This is a genomic window from Nonomuraea sp. NPDC003727, from assembly GCF_053586935.1.
Genome location: NZ_JBSFNE010000001.1, coordinates 411,308 through 432,861, shown reverse-complemented (window position 1 = coordinate 432,861; position 21,554 = coordinate 411,308). Strand labels below are relative to the sequence as shown.

General features: G+C 71.0%; 26 protein-coding genes. 19 read left to right on the top strand and 7 right to left on the bottom strand.

All coding sequences use genetic code 11. The features are described 5' to 3' along the window. Positions 1-34 precede the first annotated feature (34 nt). Together lpdA and ACWDLG_RS02230 are read left to right on the top strand one after the other, a co-directional pair. The gene (gene lpdA / locus ACWDLG_RS02235; protein ID WP_354907685.1) at positions 35-1,414 is read left to right on the top strand and encodes a dihydrolipoyl dehydrogenase; all 1,380 of its coding nucleotides are present in this window, start codon (positions 35-37) and stop codon (positions 1,412-1,414) included. Between the two features lie 122 nt (positions 1,415-1,536). Further along, positions 1,537-1,869 (top strand): MmcQ/YjbR family DNA-binding protein, encoded by a 333-nt coding sequence (locus ACWDLG_RS02230; protein WP_354907684.1) that lies wholly within the window; start codon positions 1,537-1,539, stop codon positions 1,867-1,869. 69 nt (positions 1,870-1,938) lie between these two features. On the opposite strand, the gene ACWDLG_RS02225 is transcribed toward ACWDLG_RS02230, so the two are convergent. Together ACWDLG_RS02225 and ACWDLG_RS02220 are read right to left on the bottom strand one after the other, a co-directional pair. Next, entirely contained in the window at positions 1,939-2,553 is a 615-nt protein-coding gene (locus ACWDLG_RS02225; protein WP_449915078.1) for an HAAS signaling domain-containing protein, read from the bottom strand. Then, positions 2,550-2,897 (bottom strand): PadR family transcriptional regulator, encoded by a 348-nt coding sequence (locus ACWDLG_RS02220; RefSeq protein WP_449915076.1) that lies wholly within the window; start codon positions 2,895-2,897, stop codon positions 2,550-2,552. Before ACWDLG_RS02220 ends, ACWDLG_RS02225 begins: the two co-directional genes overlap by 4 nt. 138 nt (positions 2,898-3,035) lie before the next feature. Here ACWDLG_RS02220 and ACWDLG_RS02215 point away from each other — a divergent pair, with 138 nt between their 5' ends. The 3 genes from ACWDLG_RS02215 to ACWDLG_RS02205 all read left to right on the top strand — a co-directional run bounded on the left by ACWDLG_RS02215 (position 3,036) and on the right by ACWDLG_RS02205 (position 5,222). Further along, positions 3,036-3,791, top strand: coding sequence for a phosphotransferase family protein (locus ACWDLG_RS02215; RefSeq protein ID WP_449915074.1), 756 nt, complete (start codon positions 3,036-3,038; stop codon positions 3,789-3,791). Between the two features lie 72 nt (positions 3,792-3,863). After that, positions 3,864-4,724 (top strand): hypothetical protein, encoded by an 861-nt coding sequence (locus ACWDLG_RS02210; RefSeq protein ID WP_449915071.1) that lies wholly within the window; start codon positions 3,864-3,866, stop codon positions 4,722-4,724. 105 nt (positions 4,725-4,829) lie between these two features. Beyond that, positions 4,830-5,222 carry a hypothetical protein gene (locus tag ACWDLG_RS02205; RefSeq protein ID WP_449915069.1) on the top strand — a complete coding sequence of 131 codons (393 nt, stop codon included), beginning with the start codon at positions 4,830-4,832 and terminating at the stop codon, positions 5,220-5,222. Here ACWDLG_RS02205 and ACWDLG_RS02200 read toward each other — a convergent pair. From ACWDLG_RS02200 to ACWDLG_RS02190, 3 genes are all read right to left on the bottom strand, one after another. Continuing rightward, positions 5,209-5,535: a DUF742 domain-containing protein gene (locus ACWDLG_RS02200; RefSeq protein WP_449915066.1), complete on the bottom strand. Its 327-nt coding sequence runs from the start codon at positions 5,533-5,535 to the stop codon at positions 5,209-5,211. The genes ACWDLG_RS02205 and ACWDLG_RS02200 overlap by 14 nt on opposite strands. Before the next feature lie 87 nt (positions 5,536-5,622). Beyond that, complete coding sequence (locus ACWDLG_RS02195) at positions 5,623-5,925, bottom strand: barstar family protein (protein ID WP_449915064.1); 303 nt, start codon at positions 5,923-5,925, stop codon at positions 5,623-5,625. After that, positions 5,922-6,299: a ribonuclease domain-containing protein gene (locus ACWDLG_RS02190; RefSeq protein WP_449915062.1), complete on the bottom strand. Its 378-nt coding sequence runs from the start codon at positions 6,297-6,299 to the stop codon at positions 5,922-5,924. The genes ACWDLG_RS02195 and ACWDLG_RS02190 overlap by 4 nt, the downstream gene beginning before the upstream one ends. 51 nt (positions 6,300-6,350) lie before the next feature. Here ACWDLG_RS02190 and ACWDLG_RS02185 point away from each other — a divergent pair, with 51 nt between their 5' ends. From ACWDLG_RS02185 to rfbD, 7 genes are all read left to right on the top strand, one after another. Continuing rightward, entirely contained in the window at positions 6,351-7,232 is an 882-nt protein-coding gene (locus ACWDLG_RS02185; protein WP_449915059.1) for a DMT family transporter, read from the top strand. Beyond that, positions 7,195-7,809 (top strand): GntR family transcriptional regulator, encoded by a 615-nt coding sequence (locus ACWDLG_RS02180; RefSeq protein WP_354907673.1) that lies wholly within the window; start codon positions 7,195-7,197, stop codon positions 7,807-7,809. The genes ACWDLG_RS02185 and ACWDLG_RS02180 overlap by 38 nt, the downstream gene beginning before the upstream one ends. Positions 7,810-7,837: 28 nt before the next feature. Continuing rightward, positions 7,838-8,179: a hypothetical protein gene (locus ACWDLG_RS02175; protein ID WP_354907672.1), complete on the top strand. Its 342-nt coding sequence runs from the start codon at positions 7,838-7,840 to the stop codon at positions 8,177-8,179. A 219-nt stretch (positions 8,180-8,398) separates the two neighbouring features. Beyond that, positions 8,399-9,853: a sugar transferase gene (locus ACWDLG_RS02170; protein WP_449915056.1), complete on the top strand. Its 1,455-nt coding sequence runs from the start codon at positions 8,399-8,401 to the stop codon at positions 9,851-9,853. Positions 9,854-9,855: 2 nt separating this feature from the next. Beyond that, entirely contained in the window at positions 9,856-10,920 is a 1,065-nt protein-coding gene (locus ACWDLG_RS02165; protein WP_449915054.1) for a glucose-1-phosphate thymidylyltransferase, read from the top strand. Further along, positions 10,917-11,843, top strand: coding sequence for a dTDP-glucose 4,6-dehydratase (gene rfbB, locus ACWDLG_RS02160; RefSeq protein WP_449915051.1), 927 nt, complete (start codon positions 10,917-10,919; stop codon positions 11,841-11,843). The genes ACWDLG_RS02165 and rfbB overlap by 4 nt, the downstream gene beginning before the upstream one ends. Beyond that, positions 11,840-12,691 carry a dTDP-4-dehydrorhamnose reductase gene (rfbD, locus tag ACWDLG_RS02155; protein WP_449915048.1) on the top strand — a complete coding sequence of 284 codons (852 nt, stop codon included), beginning with the start codon at positions 11,840-11,842 and terminating at the stop codon, positions 12,689-12,691. Before rfbB ends, rfbD begins: the two co-directional genes overlap by 4 nt. On the opposite strand, the gene ACWDLG_RS02150 is transcribed toward rfbD, so the two are convergent. Next, positions 12,673-13,242, bottom strand: coding sequence for a dTDP-4-dehydrorhamnose 3,5-epimerase family protein (locus ACWDLG_RS02150; RefSeq protein WP_354907664.1), 570 nt, complete (start codon positions 13,240-13,242; stop codon positions 12,673-12,675). The genes rfbD and ACWDLG_RS02150 overlap by 19 nt on opposite strands. A gap of 66 nt (positions 13,243-13,308) precedes the next feature. Between ACWDLG_RS02150 and ACWDLG_RS02145 the strand changes: the two genes are divergently transcribed. Genes ACWDLG_RS02145 through ACWDLG_RS02115 form a run of 7 tightly spaced genes read left to right on the top strand, consistent with a single transcriptional unit; the run spans position 13,309 to position 20,626 of the window. Then, on the top strand, positions 13,309-14,511 hold the full coding sequence (locus ACWDLG_RS02145; RefSeq protein ID WP_449915045.1) for a methyltransferase domain-containing protein: 1,203 nt from the start codon (positions 13,309-13,311) through the stop codon (positions 14,509-14,511). Further along, positions 14,508-15,317, top strand: coding sequence for a sugar phosphate nucleotidyltransferase (locus ACWDLG_RS02140; protein WP_449915042.1), 810 nt, complete (start codon positions 14,508-14,510; stop codon positions 15,315-15,317). Before ACWDLG_RS02145 ends, ACWDLG_RS02140 begins: the two co-directional genes overlap by 4 nt. 7 nt (positions 15,318-15,324) lie before the next feature. Beyond that, the gene (locus tag ACWDLG_RS02135; RefSeq protein ID WP_449915039.1) at positions 15,325-15,933 is read left to right on the top strand and encodes a PIG-L deacetylase family protein; all 609 of its coding nucleotides are present in this window, start codon (positions 15,325-15,327) and stop codon (positions 15,931-15,933) included. Between the two features lie 16 nt (positions 15,934-15,949). Continuing rightward, positions 15,950-16,969, top strand: coding sequence for an NAD-dependent epimerase/dehydratase family protein (locus tag ACWDLG_RS02130; protein WP_449915036.1), 1,020 nt, complete (start codon positions 15,950-15,952; stop codon positions 16,967-16,969). Then, entirely contained in the window at positions 16,966-18,234 is a 1,269-nt protein-coding gene (locus ACWDLG_RS02125; RefSeq protein ID WP_449915033.1) for a DUF4910 domain-containing protein, read from the top strand. Before ACWDLG_RS02130 ends, ACWDLG_RS02125 begins: the two co-directional genes overlap by 4 nt. After that, a complete protein-coding gene (locus ACWDLG_RS02120; RefSeq protein ID WP_449915030.1) occupies positions 18,203-19,162 on the top strand; it encodes a hypothetical protein in 960 nt (319 codons plus the stop codon). Before ACWDLG_RS02125 ends, ACWDLG_RS02120 begins: the two co-directional genes overlap by 32 nt. 15 nt (positions 19,163-19,177) lie before the next feature. After that, a complete protein-coding gene (locus tag ACWDLG_RS02115; RefSeq protein WP_449915027.1) occupies positions 19,178-20,626 on the top strand; it encodes an oligosaccharide flippase family protein in 1,449 nt (482 codons plus the stop codon). Position 20,627: 1 nt separating this feature from the next. Here ACWDLG_RS02115 and ACWDLG_RS02110 read toward each other — a convergent pair whose 3' ends face one another. After that, positions 20,628-21,548: a glycosyltransferase gene (locus tag ACWDLG_RS02110; RefSeq protein ID WP_449915024.1), complete on the bottom strand. Its 921-nt coding sequence runs from the start codon at positions 21,546-21,548 to the stop codon at positions 20,628-20,630. Positions 21,549-21,554 lie beyond the last annotated feature (6 nt).

The following is a 21,554-nucleotide window of genomic DNA, read 5'->3' as shown; positions in this document are numbered from 1 at the left end:
GGCGCAGTGACCGGCGTCCAATAGTGTCCGGAGCATGAGCACTCACTTCGACGTTGTCGTCCTCGGCGCGGGGCCCGGGGGATACACGGCGGCGGTCCGCGCCGCCCAGCTCGGCCTTCGAACGGCCGTCATCGAGGAGAAGTACTGGGGCGGCGTCTGCCTGAACGTGGGCTGCATCCCCTCCAAGGCGCTGCTGCGCAACGCGGAGTTGGCGCACATCTTCACCAAGGAGGCCAAGACCTTCGGCATCAACGGTGAGGTGACCTTCGACTACGGCGCCGCCTTCGAGCGCAGCCGCAAGGTCGCCGACGGCCGGGTCAAGGGCGTCCACTTCCTGATGAAGAAGAACGCGATCACCGAGTTCGACGGGCGCGGCACCTTCATCGACGCCAACACCATCGAGGTGAACGGTGACACCGTCACCTTCGACCACTGCATCATCGCCGCGGGCACCACGACGAAGCTGATCCCCGGCACCACGCTCTCCGAGCGCGTGGTCACCTACGAGGAGCAGATCCTCACCGAGGAACTGCCCGGCAGCATCATCATCGCGGGCGCCGGCGCCATCGGCGTCGAGTTCGCCTACGTGCTGCACAACTACGGCGTCAAGGTGACGATCGTCGAGTTCCTCGACCGCATGGTCCCGCTGGAGGACGAGGAGGTGTCGAAGGAGCTGGCCAAGCGCTACCGCAAGCTCGGCATCGACGTCCTCACCTCCACCAGGGTCGACTCCATCGAGGACACCGGCGCCTCGGTCAAGGTGACCGTCACCAAGGACGGCCAGCAGCAGGTCCTCGAGGCCGACAAGGTGCTGCAGGCGATCGGCTTCCAGCCGCGCGTCGAGGGCTACGGCCTGGAGAAGACCGGCGTCAAGCTGACCGACCGCGGCGCCATCGCCGTCGACGGCCGCGGCCGCACCAACGTGCCGCACATCTTCGCCATCGGCGACGTCACCGCCAAGCTGATGCTGGCGCACGCCGCCGAGGCCATGGCCATCATCGCCGCCGAGACGATCGGCGGCGCGGAGACCATGGAGGTCGACTTCGCGATGATCCCGCGCGCGACGTACTGCCAGCCGCAGATCGCCAGCTTCGGCTTCACCGAGGCGCAGGCGCGCGACCTGGGCTACGACGTGAAGGTCGTCAAGTTCCCCTTCACCGCGAACGGCAAGGCCCACGGCCTCGGCGACGCCCAGGGCTTCGTGAAGATCATCTCCGACACCACGCACGGCGAGCTGCTCGGCGCCCACCTGATCGGCCCCGAGGTCACCGAGCTGCTGCCCGAGCTGACCCTGGCCCAGCAGTGGGACCTGACCGTCCACGAGGTCGCCCGCAACGTCCACGCCCACCCGACGCTCGGTGAGGCGGTCAAGGAAGCGATCCACGGTCTCGCCGGCCACATGATCAACATGTGACGACTCCGGCCCCGGAAGAGGGCAGGCCGCCCGGGCTCGCCGGGCCGCCTGCCCTCTTCCGTTCGTCGCCGGTTTCCGGGGACCCGCCCGAACTGTCGGTGCGGTTTGGTTACATCGTGGTCATGGGAGTGAGCGTCGAGGAGTTCCTGCGGATCGTCATGCGGCTGCCGGAGGTGTCGCAGCACGAGAGCGCCGGCTACGTCGGTTTCAAGGTGACGGGCAAGGGGTTCGGCTACCTGTGGGAGGAGACCGAGACGGTCGGGCTCAAGGCCACGATCGAGGAGCAGCTCGCGATGGTCGCCGAACGGCCCGAGGTGTTCGAGGCCCAGTTCACGGCGGGCAGGTTCGGCTGGGTCGTGGTGCACCTCGACGGCATCGAGGCCGACGAGCTGAGCGAGATGGTCCTCGAGGCGTGGTCCCTGTCGGCGCCCAAACGGCTGCTGAGCGCCGTGTGATGCCCCGATGGGGCGCGCCTCGCGCGTGACGGGCTCGGGTCGGGAGGCCGGGCCGGCCCTGTGGTGTGGTCAGCGGGGATCGACGATGCGGCCGTGCCTGATCGCGACGGCCAACAGCAGGACGGAGGCCGCGACCGCCACCCCTCCAAGCCCCACCGCCACCCAGCGCGATATCTCGATGAGCGGGGTCTCGTCGTCGAACAGAGCCCCCGACAAGGGGAAGGCCGCGAGCGAGGCGATCAGGGTGCAGCCGCCCAGGATGCCGTACACCTTGCCTTGGGCGAGTGTGGTGGCCGCCTGGAAGGACAGGACGAACCCGGTCGTCATCAAGGCGAGGAAGGCGATCGCCGCGACGACGTTCGCCGTGGTGAAGGACACCGCGGGCCCTTCGGGCGTCAGTGACCTCAGGAGCAGGGTCACGCCGACGTAGGCCAGAGCGCCCGTGGCCAGCCCCCCTACCGTCTTCTGGAGGGCCGTGGGCTTGCCCGACCGCGTGTCGAGCTGTTCGGCGATCGTCGCCGCGTACTCCTTGGGGGTGCCGAACGCCGTCGTGGGGTCCTCGCCCGTCTCCGCGACGTGCGCCTCGACCTCCGCCAGTACCTCGCCGACCCGGGCCCCCGAGATGTCGCGCAGGCGCAGCGCCAGCGTCAGGTCCTCGCGGTACTTCCTGTCGAGAGCGGTCATGCCTTCACTCCTCGCTCGATCACGGTGATCGCGGTCTTCGCGAATGCCGCCCATTCGGGCCCCTGCGTCGCGAGCGCCGCTCGGCCTTCGTCGGTCAGCCTGAAGAACTTCCGGCCCGGCCCGCCCTCTCCGGCCCGCCACTCGGCCCGCAGCAGGCCGTCGGTGGTCAACCGGTTGAGCAGCGGGTAGAGCGTGCCGGCCTTCATGTCGGGTATCCCGGCCCGGTCCAGGCGCTGGAGCAGGGCGTAGCCGTAGTCCTCGCCGGTCTCGGCGAGCAGGGCCAGCACGGCGAGGTCGAGCACCCCGCGCAGCCACTGTGTCCGCCTGGACGTCACGTCCGCCATGAAAGGACGGTAACACCAACTAGTAGGCGTCGCCTAGTAGTAGGTGTGACAGACTCAGGCGCAGCGGGACGGCCGGCGTCGGCGGGGCAGGGGGCGGGCGTGCGAGCGATCGGCGAGATCATGGTTTACTTCGCCCCCGTGAACGTGACTCAGGGGTGGGACAGCGTGGCGACGCTGGTCGACGGCCGATGGATCGAACGGCGCCCGCGCCGGCCCGAGGTGGCCGGGCTGCTGATGATGGAGACCACCGTGATGCCATGGCTGGCGCCCCAGCTACCGATGCGGGTCCCCGTGCCGCACGTGGCCGGCGACGACCCGCTGGTCGTCCGGCATGAGGCCGTTCCGGGCGACCCGGTGCGGGAGCTGACGGCCGCCCACGGCCGCCAGGTCGGCGCCTTCCTCGGGGCGCTCCACCGGGCGGACGTCGGGGAGGCGGTCGCGCGGGGCCTGCCCGACGACGCCGTGAAGGAACGCGAAGCCCTCGTCGAACGGCTGCGTGACGTGGTCGTGCCGCTGCTGCCCGACCCGCGTCCCGCGCATGCGCTGCTCGACAGGGTCGCGGGATTGCCCGCCGACACGGTCGTCCACGCGGACCTCGGCCCCGAGCACCTGCTGTCCGAGGGCGGCGAGCTGACCGGCGTGATCGACTTCTCCGACGCCCACGTGGGCGACCGGGCGCTGGATCTGTCCTGGATCCTGTACGGCACGCCGCGCCCCTTCGCCGACGCCGTGGCCGCCGAGTACGGCGTGAGCGAGCGGGAGCGGGACCGCGCCCTGGTCTGGCACCGCCTGGGCCCCTGGCACGAGGTCCTGCACGGGCTCGACACCGATGACCCGTCCAGCGTCGAGTCCGGCCTGGCCGGGGTCGTGACGCGCCTCGACACCGAGGGCTGAAGGGGAGAAGCCGCGGGCTGAAGGGGAGAAATCGGAATGCCCCCGTCGCGGCGGGGCCGCTAGCCTCGCGTCGTGACGGTTGCTCACGACGAGGTCTTCGCACGGTTCGGCATCCCGCCCCAGGAGTCGATCTACCCCTACGCGCCGGTCTTCAGGGGCGAGGTCGACGGCCGTCCCGTGGCGGTGAAGCGCACCCATGACGCCGAGGCGATGGGCCGGTGGGTGCGCGGGCTCGCGGAGCTGGGCCTGCCCGTGGTGACGCCGGTCGCGGGGCCGTACGACATCGGCGGCGAGACGTGGGTCGCCTATCCGTGGGTGGAGGGCCGCGGCTACGCCGGGACGCCGGCGGACCTGGTGGCGGCCGGCGACCTGCTGGGCAGGCTGCACGCGGCGGGCACCGAGGAGGGGCTGAAGGACTTCGCGTGGCCCGACCACGACGCCGCCTCGGTCCAGGAGGACATCGACGGGCTCGCGCCGTACTCCGACCGGTTCGAGCAGGGCCTGCGCGACTTCATGACGTCGACGCTGCCGGCGATCCGCGACGCGGACCTGCCGGTGGCCGAGGTCAGCATGGACTTCAAGGCGGTCAACCTCGTCTACACCGGTGCGGGCCCGGTGCTGGTCGACCCGGACAACGGGGAGCGGGCGCCGCGGCTGCTCGACCTGGCGCTGGCGGCGCTGCTGTTCCACAACGACCTGGACGGCGAGCCCGCCCGGCTGTTCACGGGGGAGGAGTGGGCGGCCTTCCGCGACGCCTACCTGGCCAGGGTCGAGCTCACCGAGCGGGAGCGCGCGCTGTGGCCGACGGCGCTGCTGTACATGATGCTGGAATGGGGTGTCTGGACGGCCGTCAACGGCGAGTGGCACGTCGACAGGCACGCGCGGTTCCTCACCGACCTGCTGGCCGCCGACCTGGAGAGGTTCGCGCTGTGAGCCTGCGCGCGTGGACGGCCGAGCTCGTCCACGACGGGGTTCGGTGCGCCCTCGAACGGCACGCGCGGCTGGTCACCGACTGATCCGCTCCTCTACCCTCGGGCTGTGGACAGCGAGAGCCGGGCGGCGGCCGGCCTGCTGACGGCCATGAGCCGGGCGGCGGCCGCGTTCGACGAGCTGCGCCATCCGTACGCCAGGCGCGAGCCGCTGACCTACTTCCAGCCGGACGGGTGGACGACCGGGGTGCTGTTCACCCTGCCCGACGGGCGGCTGGTGCGGTTCTCGGTGTCCTTGACCCACACCCGGACGGCCTTCCGCGTCAGCGGCGCGGCGCTGGTGGAGGAGCGGGCGCTGATCGAGCCGGTGGACCGGAGTTCCGGGAGCGTCCACGAGGTGGTGTCGATCCTGGAGGACGCCGTGGGGGAGGTCGTCTCGCCCGCGAGGTGGCTGCTCGACCGGCTGGTGGAGGAGATCGCGGAAGAGGTCACAGAGATCTGAGGCCCTGCAGCACCTCGCGCAGCACGCCCACGTCCTCGGCGGCGTGTCGTACGGTGACCAGCTGGCGTTCGCGCAGGTCGCCCAGCAGCACGCGGACCACGCCGATCGACAGCCCGGTGGTGGAGGCGACCTCGGCGACGGAGACGGGGTGGCGGCAGGCGGCGAGCACCTTGAGGTACTCGGGGGTGAGCCCGGCGGTGGGCGACGGCACGCCGGTGGCGGCCACGATGGCGATGAGGTCGAAGTCATCGCCGGTCGGGCGGGTGCGGCCGCGCGTCATCATGTACGGCCGGACTAACCAGTCTTCACTCATTCCTCGCCTCCGGGAAGCGGCCACGCACTGGCACCCGCGGCCCCGTCGGTGACAGTATCCGCGGGGCCCTTGCGGCGACAAGGAAGGCTAGCCGGGCCGCAGCAGGACCGAGAGGGCGGCCGCACCGCCGGTGCCGTCGGCGACGGCGTCGGCCAGCACGCTGGTGATGGCGTCGTAGGCGTCGGGGTCGACCGCGCGCAACGCGCCCGGGTTCGACCAGACGAGCAGGTGCTCGCCGGGTGGCAGCCACGACAGGTCGGTGAGGCTGTCGTAGAGCGCGTCGAGGTTGTGCCCGAAGTAGCAGGGGAACCTCAGCGTGGCCGCGATCGCGGTCATCACGCCGTCGGGCGTGTGGAGCGCGGCTCCGTGGATGTGGTGCTCGAATCTCATCGTTTCACGTCTACCGCGACGAAGGACCGGTAGTGGTCTCCGGTGTAGTAGAGCTCCCCGGTCCGCTCTCCGGTCACGAGCCGTCGCGGGCCCCTGTCGCGTGCGCCTGGGGTGGGCACGGTGTACTCGTGGTAGTACCCGCGTTTGCGCTGTGGCAGGAGGCGTTCGCGGTTCTGGAAGACGACGCCGTCGCGCCGGTAGGGGAAGGGCCCGCCGTCCTGGATGAGGTGCCAGGTCGCCGCCGCCTCGGGCGGAAGCGCGGACAGCTCGCGTACCGGCAGGTCGGGTGGGGCGGCGGCTCCGGCGCTCCCGATGAAGGTTCCGATGGCCAGCGGGATCGCCGCGACGCCCCTGAGATTCACCTCACGTGACATACCCGGGCAAATGTGTAGACGAACGTTGTCTAGTTGTCAGACAATGTGCCCATGAAGAACGTCCTCGCCGCCGCGGTCCTCTGGGGTACGGCGGGCACGGCAGGCTTGCTGATCACCGCCGACCCCGTCTCCGTCGCGGCCGCCCGCCTCGTCATCGGCGGCCTCGCGCTCGCCTTCATGGCCAGAGGGGTGCGGATCACGCCCGCCCTGCTGCTGGGCGCGGTCGCCGTGGCCGCCTACCAGCTGTGCTTCTTCGCCGCGGTCAGCCGTACCGGGGTGGCCATCGGCACCGTCGTCGCCATCGGCAGCGGTCCGGTCTTCACCGGGCTGCTCTCCCGGCAGTTCTCGCCGCGCTGGGCCGCGGCGACCGCGGCGGCCATCGCGGGCTGCGCGGCGCTGATCGCCGGCGGCGAGGCCCAGGCGGGCGACCGGGTCCTCGAAGGGGTGCTCCTGGCCCTGCTCGGCGGCCTCATCTACGCCTTCTACGCGGTCACGGCGGCCCGCGCCATCAGCGCGGGCGCGCCGTCCGACGGCGTGATGGGCGTCATGTTCGGCGGCGCCGCCGCCATCATGCTGCCGGTCCTGATCGCGACAGGCCCCGGCTGGCTCGCCGAGCCGCGCGGCCTGCTGGCCGCCCTCTACCTCGGCCTCGGCACCACCGCCCTGGCCTACTTCCTGTACGGCAGGGGCCTGCGCACCACCCCGGTCGCCACGGCGGCCACCCTCGCCCTCGCCGAACCGGCGGTGGCGGCGTTGCTCGGCGTCGTGGTGCTGCACGAGACTCTGAGCCCGGTCTCATGGGGCGGGCTGGTGCTGCTGGGCGCTAGCCTCGTGGCGGTGGCCGTCCCCGGAAGGGCCCGGGGGCGAGGGCCGATCCCAGAAAGGGAGTCGATCAGTGCTGAGACCGGTGTCGACGGTCAGCGCGCTGGCTGACGCGCTGCGGCAGCGGGTGCTGTCGGGTGAGATCGATCCGGGCACGTCGCTGCCCGAGCAGGAGCTCGCCGCGCTCTACGGCGTCGCCCGCCCCACGGTCAGGGAGGCGCTGGCCGTACTCGTGCACGAGGGGCTGCTCAGGCGCGAGCGCAACCGCAGCGCCTACGTCCCCGAGGTGACGATCGAGGATCTCGACGACCTGATGTTCGTGCGCAGGCCGCTGGAGGACCTGATGGCCCGCTCGCTGGCGGGCCGCCGGGTCGCCGAGGCCGACGCGGCGCTGGAACGGATGGCGGCGCTGCCGGACGAGGCGCCCTGGTCGGACGTGGTGGCCGAGCACATGGCGCTGCACCAGGCGCTGGTCGACGCCGTGGGTAGCCCGCGGCTGGTCAGGCTGTACGGCGTGCTGGCCGCCGAGACCCGGCTGGGCCTCGTCCGGCTGCGCCGGGTGTACGAGGACCGCGATCGGCTGGTGTCCGAACACCGCGCGCTTCTTGACGCGATCGCTCACGGCGACGCACAAGCGGCTGTCAAGGAACATCTCAGTCATTCCTGGGGCTCCGATCCCTTGCGGTAACCGGGCAGAAGTCGCAAGAATCGCGGCCATGCACGTGCCGGACTCCTACGTGTATGTCACCGAGGAGGGCGTGACCCGTCACTACGCTGACGGCAGCGTCGAGGCCCTCGCCTGGGAAGATGTCGTCGAGGTCCGAGTCGCGGCCGAGACGGAAGCCGAGATCCTCTACATCCTCCTCGACCGTGACGGGGAGGGCTGCGTCGTGCCGAAGTCGGCCACCGACGCCACGTTCCTCGCCCGCCTGCGCTACCTGCCCGACTTCGATCTCGACCGGTTGCACCTGGCGGCGCAGACCGCCCGTGACAAGGTGATCGTCGTGTGGCGCAGCCCCGAGCCGCCTTCCTCGCTCCCTGACCTCGAGTACGACTGATCACCCTGGGTGATCGATTGTGCACCTGGCATCATTGGACCGTTCCCGTCAAGCGCGACGCGCGTCCGATGTTGGTCATCTGCTGTTATTTCCGGATTCCGCATTGATCTTTAGTCTTTAGTGGGAATTGCCGCCCCTGGTGACGAAGCGAAAGGCGTTATCAATGGGGCGGAATGGGGCGCCTTGCGGTGTCGTAGCAGATTTCCAGGGTGGGGTGCTATGAGCGTGGGAGCGGGGGAGCCCGGTGTCGTGTTCCTTCAGGCGGCGCCACAACGGGCGCCGAGCATCTGGACTCGGAAGTATGTCCGCTTTCTCCGGGCGGGTGATGTCGCGTGCGCTTTTGCCGCCTGCATGGTGGTTCTCGGGACGAAACTGCTGTTCGGGGCGTACATCCCGGTCGAGGATGTCGTGGCCGGTGTCGCCCTGATGGCGTCCTGGCCCGTCACCATGCAGCTGAGCGCGGCCTACCGGGAGAGAGGGCACGGCGAGGGAAGTGAGGAATTTCGGGCGGTATTTAATGGCGGCGTGGGATTGATGGCAACCGTGGCAATTGGCGCATATGCCACGCAAACCAGCATCGCGCGCAGTCTGGTGATGGCCGCCCTTCCCCTCGCGCTCGTCCTGACGCTGGCATTCCGGTTTCGGGTCCGCAAAAAACTGCATTTAGCCAGGGCCCACGGAAAGTACATGCGTCATGTCATCGCCGTGGGCCATCGCGCCGCCGTCCTCGATCTGATCATGCAGTTCCGCAGGGAGCCGCATCACGGGATGCGGGTCGTGGGGGTGTGCCTGCCCCGGACGCAGGGCGACCTCGACGTGGACGGCCTGCCGGTGCTCGGCGGGCTGCAGGACGTGGCCGCGGCCGTGTCCCTGACCCAGGCCGACGCCGTCGCCGTCGCGGCCTGCCCCGAGCTCGACGGCGACACGCTGCGCAGGCTCGCCTGGAGCCTGGAGGAGCAGCGCACCGACCTGTTCGTGGCGCCCGCGCTCATGGACGTGGCGGGTCCGCGCATCAGCATCCGCCCGGTCGCCGGGATGCCGCTGCTGCACGTGGACCACCCCGAGTTCGACGGGGCCAAGCAGATCGTCAAGAACGTCTTCGACCGCGTGCTGGCCGGCATCGCGATCGTCGTCCTGCTGCCGGCGTTCGCGTTGATCGTCATGCTGATCCGGCTCACCAGCCCGGGGCCGGCGTTCTTCCGGCAGGTCAGGGTGGGCAAGGGTGGCGAAGAGTTCACGGTGTGGAAGTTCAGGACCATGATCGTGGACGCCGAGCGGCTCAAGCGCGCGCTGGAGCACGCCAACGACGGTGACGGCGTGCTGTTCAAGATTCGGAACGATCCAAGGATCACCAGGATCGGCGGATTCCTGCGCCGCTACTCCCTGGACGAGATCCCGCAGCTCTTCAACGTCATCAGCGGCCGGATGTCCCTGGTGGGCCCCCGGCCGCCGCTGCCGGAGGAAGTCGCCAAGTACGGCGCGGACGTACGGCGCAGGCTCGTCGTCAAGCCGGGCATGACCGGCCTGTGGCAGGTCAGCGGCCGGTCCGATCTCAGCTGGGAGGAGTCGGTCAGGCTCGACCTGCGTTACGTGGAGCGGTGGTCGCTCATCCTCGACCTCCAGATCCTGTGGAAGACCTGGAAGGCCGTGACCCGTGGAGAAGGGGCTTACTAGCGGTGAAAGCACTCGTGCTGGCGGGAGGCTCGGGCACCAGGCTACGGCCGATCACCCACACCTCCGCCAAGCAGCTCGTGCCCGTGGCCAACAAGCCCGTGCTCTTCTACGGCCTGGAGTCGATCGCGGCGGCGGGCGTCACCGAGATCGGCATGGTGGTGGGCGACACCCACGCCGAGATCGAGGCCGCGGTCGGCGACGGCTCCGCCTTCGGCACGCAGGTCACCTACCTGCGCCAGACCGCTCCGCTCGGCCTCGCGCACGCCGTCCTCGTCGCCCGCGACTACCTGGGCGACGACGACTTCGTCATGTACCTCGGCGACAACTTCGTCGTCGGCGGGATCGGCGAGATCGTCTCCTCGTTCGCCGCCGAGCGGCCCGACGCGCAGATCATGCTGACCAGGGTGGGCGACCCGCGCCAGTTCGGCGTGGCCGAGCTCGACCGCGACGGGCGGGTGGTCGGGCTGGAGGAGAAGCCCGCCGTGCCCAAGAGCGACCTCGCCCTCGTGGGGGTCTACCTGTTCAGCCCGGCCGTCCACGAGGCGGTTGCCGAGCTGAAGCCGTCGTGGCGGGGCGAGCTGGAGATCACCGACGCCATCCAGTGGCTGATCGACAACGGCCGCAGGGTGGAGTCGACCCGGATCACCGGCTACTGGAAGGACACCGGCAACGTCGAGGACATGCTCGAGGTGAACCGCCTGGTCCTGGAGTCGCTCGAACCGCGCCTGCTGGGCACCTCCACCGGCAGCGAGCTGATCGGCAGGGTCGTGGTGGAGCCAGGAGCGACGGTCGAGAACTCCCGTATCGTCGGTCCGGCGATCATCGGCGCGGGCGCGCGCGTCACCGACAGCTACGTCGGCCCCTTCACCTCCATCGGCGCCGACTGCGTCATCACCCGCAGCGAGATCGAGTACTCGATCGTGCTGCCCCGATCCTCCATCGAAGGGGTGCGCAGGATCGAGTCCTCCCTCATCGGCCACGACGTGCAGGTCACGCCCGCGCCCGACACACCAAGAGCCCACCGCCTCGTGCTGGGCGATCACAGCAAGGTGCAGATCAGTTCATGAAGAGAATCCTGGTCACAGGGGGTGCGGGCTTCATCGGCTCGCACTTCGCCCAGCTCGTCGCGGGCGAGGCCGAGGTGACCGTGCTGGACAGGCTGACGTACGCGGGGAACCGGCGCAACCTCGAGGAGGTCCCGCACACCTTCGTCCACGGCGACATCTGCGACCCCGGCCTGCTGGGCGAGGTCGTCCCCGGGCACGACCTCGTCGTCAACTTCGCCGCCGAGTCGCACGTGGACCGCTCGATCGAGGGCGCGGCCGAGTTCGTGCGCACCAACGTGCTCGGCACCCAGGCGCTGATGGAGGCGTGCCTCGCGGCGGCCGTACCGCGGGTGGTGCAGGTCTCGACCGACGAGGTCTACGGCTCGATCGACACCGGGTCGTGGACGGAGGACGCGCCGCTGGCGCCGCGCTCGCCGTACGCGGCCTCGAAGGCGAGCGGCGACCTGATCGCCCGCGCCTACGCGATCACGCACGGGCTGAACGTGTCGATCACCAGGTGCGGCAACAACTACGGGCCGCGGCAGTACCCGGAGAAGGTCATCCCGCTGTTCGTGACCAACCTGCTCCAGGGCAGGAAGGTCCCGCTGTACGGCGACGGCGGCAACGTGCGCGACTGGATCCACGTCGCCGACCACTGCGCCGGCATCCGGCTGGTGGCCGAGCGGGGCGCCCCCGGCGAGGCCTACCACATCGCGGGCACCGCCGAGCTGACCAACAGGGAGCTGACCGGCCACCTCCTGGAGGCGTTCGGCAAGGGGTGGGACCAGGTCGAGCCGGTGGCCGACCGCAAGGGCCACGACCGCCGCTACTCCCTCGACGACAGCAGGTTGCGCGCGCTGGGCTACCGCGCGGCGATCCCCTTCGACCAGGGACTGAAGGAAACCGTCCGCTGGTACGCCGACCACCGGGACTGGTGGGCGTGAGCTGGCTGATCACCGGCGGCGGGAGCATGCTCGCCGCCGACCTGCTCGCGCTGCTGGCCCGTTCGGGAGAGCAGGTCATGGCGCCGACGCGTGCCGAGCTCGATCTGCGTGACGAGCGGGCGGTGCGCGAGCTGGTCAGCGGCTACCGGCCGCGCGTGGTGGTCAACTGCGCGGCGTGGACCGCCGTGGACGCGGCGGAGACCAGGGAGGCCGAGGCGCTGGCCATCAACGGGCGGGCGGTCGGGGTGCTGGCCGACGCGTGCTCGTGGGCGGGGGCGCGGCTGATCCACCTGTCGACCGACTACGTCTTCGACGGGCGCTCGCGCGTGCCGTACCGGGAGGACGACCAGCCGTCGCCGGTCAACGCCTACGGCAGGACGAAGCTGGCGGGCGAGCTCGCCGCCGCCGGGCACTACGTGGTGCGCACGGCCTGGCTCTACGGCGCGCACGGCCCCAACTTCGTCAGCACCATGATCAGGCTGGCCGCCGCGCGCGAGACCGTGGACGTCGTCGACGACCAGCGCGGCCAGCCGACCTGGACGGCCGACCTGGCCGCCTTCCTCGTCCGGCTGGCCACGTCCGACCTGATGCCGGGCGTCTACCACGGCACGAGCTCGGGCGAGACCACCTGGTACGGCCTGGCCAGGGAGGTCTTCACCCTGCTCGGCGCGGATCCAGGCCGGGTGCGGCCGGTGCCGGGCGCTGCCTGTCCCCGACCCGCGTCCCGCCCCGCCAACAGCGTGCTGGCCAACACCAGGTGCGAGCCGATCAGGCACTGGCGGACGGCGCTGCACGCGGCCTGGCCGGCGCTGGCGACGGAGGAGGCCCGTCAGTGCCGTCCCGCGTAGAAGCGCCGGCAGGCGGCGTAGTCGGGCAGCAGCCCCGCCTCCAGGGCCGCCTCGAGGGTGGGCGCCGCGGCGTCCTTCTCCGACAGCAGCGGCTCCAGGTCCGGCCACGCGATGCCCAGGCTGAGCGGGTGCACGCCGTGCTCGCGGGACGGGGCGTACGGCGTGGAGCACAGGTAGACGACCGTGGCCTGCGCGCTCAGCGCCATGAACCCGTGCCCGAGACCCTCGGCCACGTAGACGGCGGTCCGCTCGCGGTCGTCGAGCGTGACGGCCTCCCACCTGCCGAAGGTGGGGGAGCCGGCCCGGAGGTCGACCACGACGTCCAGGACGCTGCCGGCCGCGCACATCACGTACTTGGCCTGCCCCGGCGGCACGTCGGCGAAGTGGATCCCGCGCAGCACGCCCGCCTTGGACACCGAGACGTTGACCTGGGCGAGCTCGAAGGGAACCGGCAGGTCGGCGGCCCTGAAGGCCTCCAGGAAGCTGCCGCGGGGATCGGCGTGGACCCGAGGGGTGAACGCCCACGCGCCGTCGATGCTGAGGGGCTTCATGATCCGAAGAGTAGCTGTAACACCCGCGCCTCCCACCCGAAGAACCCGTGTGTCTGGAGATGATGCATGACCATATGCCGGTTATGTGGTTCGCCTGATCTGGCGGACGTCGTCGACCTCGGCGCCACCCCGCCGTGCGAGCTGTTCCTCACCGCCGACCGGCTCGACCAGCCGGAGGTCACCTATCCGCTGCACCTGCGGGTGTGCACCTCCTGCTGGCTGGCGCAGCTGCCGCCGCTGATCACGCCGGAGGAGACGTTCACCGAGTACGCCTACTTCTCCTCCTACTCCTCCTCCTGGGTCGAGCACGCCAGGCGCTTCGTGGACGGGCTGGCGTTGCGGCCGGGGGCGTTCGTGGTCGAGGTGGCCAGCAACGACGGTTACCTGCTCCAGCACGTGGCCGCCCGCGGGGTGCGCTGCCTGGGCATCGAGCCGTCGGCCAACGTGGGCGCGGCGGCGGTGGAGAAGGGCGTGCCGACGCTGACGGCCTTCCTGACGCCCGAGACGGGGCGGCGGGTGCGCGAGGAGCACGGCCCCGCCGACGTCGTCGTGGCCAACAACGTCTACGCCCACATCCCCGACGTGGTGGGCTTCACCCAGGGCCTGCGCAGCCTGGTGGCCGACGACGGCGTCGTCTCCGTCGAGGTGCAGCACCTGCTGACGCTCGTGGAGCTCAACCAGTACGACACGATCTACCACGAGCACTTCCAGTACTACACGGTCGCCGCCGCCCAGCGGGCGCTGGCAAGCGGGGGTCTGACGCTCGTCGACGTCGACCTGCTGCCCACCCACGGCGGGTCGATCAGGCTCTGGGCCAAGCCGTACGGCACGCCGTCCCCGCGCGTGCACGACGTGATCGCCCGCGAGAAGGCCGCCGGGCTGCTGGAGCTGTCCGGATACGCCGACTTCGCCGGCCGGGTCGCCAAGGTCCGCCGCGACCTGCTGCGCTTCCTCATCGACGCGGCCGACGAGGGCAGGACCGTCGTGGGCTACGGCGCGCCGGGCAAGGGCAACACGCTGCTCAACCACTGCGGCGTCCGCCCCGACCTGCTGGCCTACACCGTCGACCGCAACCCCTACAAGCACGGCCGCTTCACTCCCGGCACGCGCATCCCCGTCCTGCCGCCCGAGCGGATCGCCGAGGACCGCCCCGACTACGTGCTCGTCCTGCCGTGGAACCTGCGGGACGAGCTGGTCGGGCAGCTCTCCTACGTCCACGAGTGGGGCGGCAGGCTGGTCTTCCCCATCCCGCGACTGGAGGTCGTGTGAAGGTCGTCCTCTTCTGCGGCGGTCGCGGCACCCGGATGCGCGACGGCGTCACCGACCTGCCCAAGCCGATGCAGCCGGTCGGCCCGCGCCCGCTCATCTGGCACGTGATGCGCTACTACGCCCACTACGGGCACAAGGAGTTCGTGCTGTGCCTGGGATACGGGGCCGAGCACATCAAGAGCTTCTTCCTGGACTACCAGGAGACCGCCTCCAACGACTTCGTCCTGCGTGACGGCAAGATCGAGCTGCTGTCGACGGACATCTCGGACTGGTCGATCTCCTTCGTCCACACCGGCACGGACTCGCCCATCGGCGAGCGGCTGCGCCGGGTGCGCGGCCACCTCGACGGGCAGGAGATGTTCCTGGCCAACTACGCCGACGTGCTCACCGACGCCCCGCTCGACGAGATGATCGACAACTTCCGGGCGTCGGACGCGGGCACGTCGATGATGGTCGTGCCCCCGCCCGGCACCTTCCACTGCGTCGAGCTGGGGGCCGACGGCAGGGTCGGCGGCATCACGCCGGTCACCGAGATGCCGTTGTGGATCAACGGCGGCTACTTCGTCCTGCGCCCCGAGGTCTTCGACCGGATCCCGCCCGGCGGTGACCTGGTGGCCGACGCGTGCGCGGCGATGGCCAAGGAAGGCCGGCTGCTGGCCTACCCCTACCGGGGCTTCTGGCGGCCCACCGACACGGTCAAGGAGCGGGCCGCGCTGGACGAGGAGTACTCCAGGGGCGAGCGGCCCTGGGCGCTGTGGGAGGGAAGGCGGATCGCCGGTGTTTCGGCTCTCTCCCGGGCGGTCTGAGGAGATCGTGCTGCTCGGCGCCCACTGCGACGACGTGGCCATCGGGGCGGGCGGCACCCTGCTCGGCCTGTGCGGGGCCCGGCCGGGCCTGCGGGTCACGGCGCTGGTGCTGTCGGGCGGGGGCACCGTACGGGAGGCGGAGGAGCGCGCCGCGCTGGCCGCCTTCTGCCCGAAGGCCGAGCTCGACGTGCGCGTCCTTGACCTGCCCGACGGCCGCCTGCCCGCGCACTGGGAACGCGCCAAGCGGGCCCTGCACGAGCTGCGGGAGGGCTGCGACCCTTCGCTGATCCTCGCGCCCGCGCCGCACGACGCCCACCAGGACCATCGCGGCCTCGCCGCGCTGGTGCCCACCGTCTTCCGCGACCACCACGTGCTCGGCTACGAGATCCTCAAGTGGGAGTCCGACCTGGCCCAGCCCAGCGTCTTCGTGCCGCTGACCGACGACCTGATGGCCGAGAAGATCGGCCTGCTGCACGAGCACTATCCCTCGCAACACGGCCGGAGCTGGTTCGACGCCGAGGCCTTCGGCGCCCTGGCCCGGGTGCGCGGCGTGCAGTGCCAGCGCAGGTACGCCGAGGCGTTCCACGCCACCAAGCTCGTCATGGACCCCCGCTGATGACCAAGGAGCAGTTGTGCGCGTTCTGTTGACCGGCCACCAGGGCTATCTGGGCACCGTGATGGCACCCATCCTCACCGCGGCGGGCCACGAGGTGGTCGGCCTCGACTCCGGGCTGTTCGCCGACTGCGTGCTCGGCCCGGCACCCGCCGACCCGCCCGGCCATCCGGTGGACCTGCGCGACGTGCGGCCCGAGCACGTCGAGGGCTGCGACGCGGTGATCCACCTGGCGGCCCTGTCCAACGACCCGCTCGGCGCCCTCGCGCCCGAGCTGACCTACGACATCAACCACCACGCCGCCGTCCGGCTGGCCAGGCTCGCCCGCGACGCGGGCGCGCGGCGCTTCCTCTACGCCTCCACCTGCTCGGTCTACGGCGCGTCGGGAGGAGACGGGCTGGTCGCCGAGGACGCGCCGCTGCGGCCGGTCACCCCCTACGCCGAGTCCAAGGTGCGGGTCGAGGACGACCTCGCCGAACTGGCCGACGCCGACTTCTCGCCGGTGTTCCTGCGCAACGCCACCGCGTTCGGGTTCTCGCCGCGGCTGCGCGCCGACATCGTGCTGAACAACCTGGTCGGCCACGCGCTGCTGACCGGCACCGTACGGGTCCTGTCGGACGGCACGCCGTGGCGGCCGCTCGTCCACGCCCGCGACATCGCCCGCGCCTTCGAGCTGGCGCTGGCCGCGCCGCGCGAGGCCGTCCACGCCAGGGCCTTCAACGTCGGCACGGAGCAGAACAACGTGACCGTCGCGGAGATCGCGGCCGAGGTCGTCGCGGCCGTACCGGGATCGCGGCTGCTCATCACCGGCGAGGCGGGCAACGACCCCCGCTCCTACCGGGTGGACTTCGCCCGCATCCGCGCCGCGCTGCCCGGCTACGAGGCGGGCTGGTCGGTCAAGGCGGGCGCCCACGAGCTGGTCGACGCCTACCGGGAGCACGGCCTGACCCAGGACGCCTTCGACCACCGCTTCACCCGCCTGGCCAGGATCGCCGCCCGGCGCGCCGACGGCACGGTCGACGAGACGCTGCGCCCATGAAGGAACTGGTCGAGCGGCTGCACCCGATCTGCCGCAGCATGACGGGCGACGGCGTGCGGCGCACGCTGGCGATCATCGCCGAGACGATCCCGCTGGACCTGCACGAGGTGCCCACGGGAACCAGGGTCCTCGACTGGGTCGTGCCCCAGGAGTGGAACATCACCGACGCCTACGTCAAGGACGCGACGGGGCGCAGGGTGATCGACTTCGCCCGGTCGCCGCTGCACGTCGTCGGCAACAGCGTGCCGGTCGCGGCCACGATGACGCTGGAGGAGCTGCGCCCGCGCCTGCACACGCTGCCCGAGCAGCCTGACCTGGTGCCGTACCGCACCGGCTACTTCAAGCGGGACTGGGGCTTCTGCCTCAGCGAGAACGCGCTCAAGGAGCTGCCCGAGGGCGAGTACGAGGTGCGCATCGACGCCACGCTGTCCGACGGGCACCTGACCTACGGCGAGCACGTGGTGCGCGGCCGTACCGCCGACGAGGTGCTCATCTCGTGCCACACCTGCCATCCCGCGCTGGCCAACGAGACGCTCGCGGGCATCGCGGTGGCCGTCGAGCTGGCGGCCAGGCTGGCGCGCCGGCGGCCCCGCCTCACCTACCGGTTCCTGTTCGCGCCCGCGGCGCTGGGCGCGATCGCCTGGCTGGCCCGCAACAGGGACACGGCGCACCGGATCAGGCACGGCCTCGTGCTGGCCTGCGCCGGAGATCCGGGACGGCTGACCTACAAGCGCAGCCGCAGAGGCGACGCGCTGATCGACAGGGCGGCGGCGCACGTGCTGTCCACCCGCGAGCACGAGCTGCGCGACTTCGTCCCGTTCGGCTACGACGAGCGCCACTTCTGCTCGCCGGGCTTCGACCTGCCGGTCGGGCGGCTCACCAGAACGCCCAACGGCGAGTTCCCCGAATATCACACCTCGGCGGACGACCCCTCGTTCGTCACCGAGGAGGCGATGGCGGACACCCTCTCCGCCGTCGAGCAGATCGTGCACGTCCTGGAGGAGGAAGGCACCTACATCAATCTCGAGCCGTACGGCGAGCCGTGGCTCGGACCACGAGGGCTGTACGGACGTCCCGACATCGACCAGATGGCGATCCTGTGGGTGCTCAACCTCTCCGACGGGGAGCACGGCCTGCTGGACATCGCGATTCGTTCGGGGCTCCCTTTCACCGCGGTGAGCGCTGCCGCGAGCGCACTAGCACGAGCCGGTCTGCTGAAAGAGGAGGAACACGATGATCGAGTACAGGGTCGGGGACCTGGTTGAGGTCCTCAGCGCCGAGGAGATCATGGCCACGCTCGACGAGAACGGCGAGCTCGACGGCTTGCCGTTCATGCCGGAGATGCTGGCCTTCTGCGGCCGGCGGATGACGGTCGCCAAGGTCGCGCACAAGCTGTGCGACACCGTCGAGCGCACCGGCATCCGGCGGATGCGCGACGCCGTCCACCTGGCCGAAGCGCGGTGCGACGGCCAGGCGCACGGCGGCTGCCAGGCCGCCTGCCTCACCTACTGGAAGACGGCCTGGCTGAGGAGGGCCGACGGCCGGGAGCGGTCGCGGGCGGTCGGACCCGTCGACGTCACCGTCCTGGAGCGCGCCACCAGGAAGGCGCCGTTCGAGGACGGCGCCCCCCGCTACTCCTGCCAGTCGACGGAGATCCTGCGGGCGGCCCCGGAGCGCCTGCCGCTCAAGGATCTGCGCCAGTTCCTGTGGGACTACCGCTCGGGCAACACCGGCGCGCTTGAGACCCTGCGCGGTTTCCTGATCGCCCTGTTCGGCCGGCTGCAGGTGTGGAGCACCAGGATCCTGCCCCGGCGGCTGTGGTTCAGGGACGGGCTGCCATGGGGGTTCCTCAAGGGCCGGGTCGCGGGGCCCACACCCGTTGCCACGCTCGACCTCGAACCCGGAGAGTTGGTGCGTGTCAGGTCCAAGGACGAGATCGCCGGCACCCTCGACGCCAAGCTCCGCAACAGGGGCATGGGCTTCGACAACGACCTGGCCATGTACTGCGGCAAGACCGGCGTCGTCACCGGGCGGGTCGAGCGCTGCCTCGACGAGACGACCGGGCGGATGCTCGAGATGAAGACGCCCAGCGTCCTCATCGAGGGGTTCGTCTGCCCCGGCAGGCACAACTTCAACTGCCCCCGCGGCCACTTCGGCTACTGGCGGGAGATCTGGCTCGAACGAGTCGAGTGAAGGAGCGGAAGGCACATGCCGGAGACTGAGATCACCGACAGGGCGGGGTCGGCGGGCAAGGGCCTGAGGTGGGGGCTGGTGGCGAGGGTGGCCACCCGGCTCGCCTCCTTCGGCATGGGGCTGGTCCTCGCGCGCCTGCTGGCGCCCGCCGACTTCGGCATCTACGCGGTCGCGCTGGCCGCCCAGCAGTTCCTCTGGCACATCAACGACGCCGGCATCGTGGCCGCGATCGTCCAGTGGCGCGGCAGGATCGAGGAGGTGCTGCCCACCGCGACCACGATGGTGCTCACCTTCAGCCTCACCGTCTACGCCGCCTTATGGTTCGGCGCCCCCGCCTTCGCCGGGTTCGCGGGCAACGCCGAGGCCGCCGGCATGGTCAGGGTCATGGCGCTGCTGATCGTCATCGACGGATTCGTCGGGGTGCGCAGCGCCGTCCTGCTGCGCAGGTTCCAGCAGGGCAAGATCGCCCTGGCCACCATGATCGGCGTGGGCGTGCAGGTGCCGGTCGCGATCGGCGGCGCGCTGGCGGGCGCCGGGCCGTACAGCTTCGCCTTCGGGGCCGTCGCCTCCACCGGGGTGAGCGGCATCCTGATGATCGTCTGGTCCGGGGCGCCGATCAGGTTCGGGCTGCGCCGCGAGCCGATGCTCAGGCTGCTGCGCTTCGGCATGCCGCTGGCCCTCGGCCTGGGCGTGGAGGCCCTGCTGCTGAACGCCGACTCCATCATCGTCGGCAAGGTGTTCGGCGCCACCGTGCTCGGCTACTACCTGCTGGCGCTCAACGTCTCCAACTGGGTCCCCGGGCTGATCGGGGAGGCGTTGCGGCACGTCACGCTGCCCGGCTTCTCCAGGGTCGCCGACGAGCGTCCCGAGGACCTGTCGGCCAAGGTGCAGCAGATCGTGCCCATGCTGCTGATCGTGGTGACGCCGGTCGCGGTGCTGGTCGGCGTGCTGGCGCCGGTCGTGGTGCCGTTCCTGTACGGCGAGCGGTGGCTGCCCTCGGCCGCGGCCCTGTCGTTCCTCATGGTGCTCATGGCCGTGCGGATGGTCATGAACACCTGCTCCGACGTGCTCACCTCGGTGGGCGCGGTCGGCTCCATCGCGATGCTCAAGGTCGTGTGGGCGGTGACGCTCATCCCGTCCCTGTACGCGGGCGCGCTCCTCGGCGGCATCCGCGGCGTGGCGATCGCGCACGCCGCCGTCGGCGTGCTGGTCACCCTGCCGCTGACCGGGGTGCTGCTGCGCCGGGCGGGCGTCGCGCTCGGGCCGATCGGCCCCGCGGCGGTCCGGCCGCTGCTCGGCGGGCTGGCGGCGGGCGGGACCGCCTGGCTGGTGATGACGGCGACCGACGGCGCCTTCTCCCTGGTACGGCTCGCGCTCGCGGGCGCCGCCGGCCTGGTCGCCTACGTTCTGGTGGGGATCTCCCGCGCCAGGTTCAGGGAGATCCGCACCCTCGTCGCCGGCTGACTCAGCCGGACCTGCCGCGCACCAGCCCCACGCCCACGTGGGCGAGGTTGCGGGCCATCGGCACCGCGTTGCGCCGCAGCCACGGGCGCATCGCGGCGTAGGCCCGCAGTCGCGCGCCGGGACGCATCGGCGTGTGGTTGATGACGCGCACCAGGCAGCGGCCCTCCTCCACGTTCGGCAGGAACCAGCGCGGGTTCTCCCGCGGCGCCTCGCGCCTGCGGAAGGTCCGCGCGTGGTTGGCCCTGCTGACGCTGCCGGCGTGGTTGCGGTGCCACAGCAGCGGCTCGTCGACCGCGACCATGGGGCCGAGCAGCGCGAGCTGCGCCAGGAGCACCCTGTCGCAGGCCACGACCGGCTGCAGCGGCATCGCCCGCTCCAGGACCTCGCGCCGCATCAGGCCGTAGAACTGCAGCGTCTCGTCGTAGAAGTCGAGCTTGGCGCGCAGCCGTACGATCGGGTCGGGATGGTCGGTGGCCGCCGTGGTGCGCCAGACCTCGATCAGCGTGCCCTCGCCGTCGACCTCCTCGGCGCCGGAGAAGGCCATCGAGGCCTCCGGGCGGTCGCGCAGCGCGGCCGCCAGCAGCGACAGGCGGTCCTTGCGGTACTCGTCGTCGGAGGTCACCCAGGCGAAGAAGGCGCCGCGCGTCTCCCTGACGATCCGGTTGTGCGTGGCGATGACGCCGATGTTACGGTCACGCCGCAGGTAGCGGACGCGTGGATCGTTCCTGGCCGCCTCCCGGCAGATCTCCTCGGTCGCGTCGGTCGAGCAGTTGTCGGCGATGACGAGCTCGAAGTCGGCGTCCTCCTGGGCGAGGATCGAGGCCAGCGATCCGCTCAGGTACGGCTCGCCGTTGTAGACGCACAGACCGAGCCCGATCTCCGGTGCCGCGCGCCCCACGAACGAGGGTGAATTTTCGGCCATTTGTCA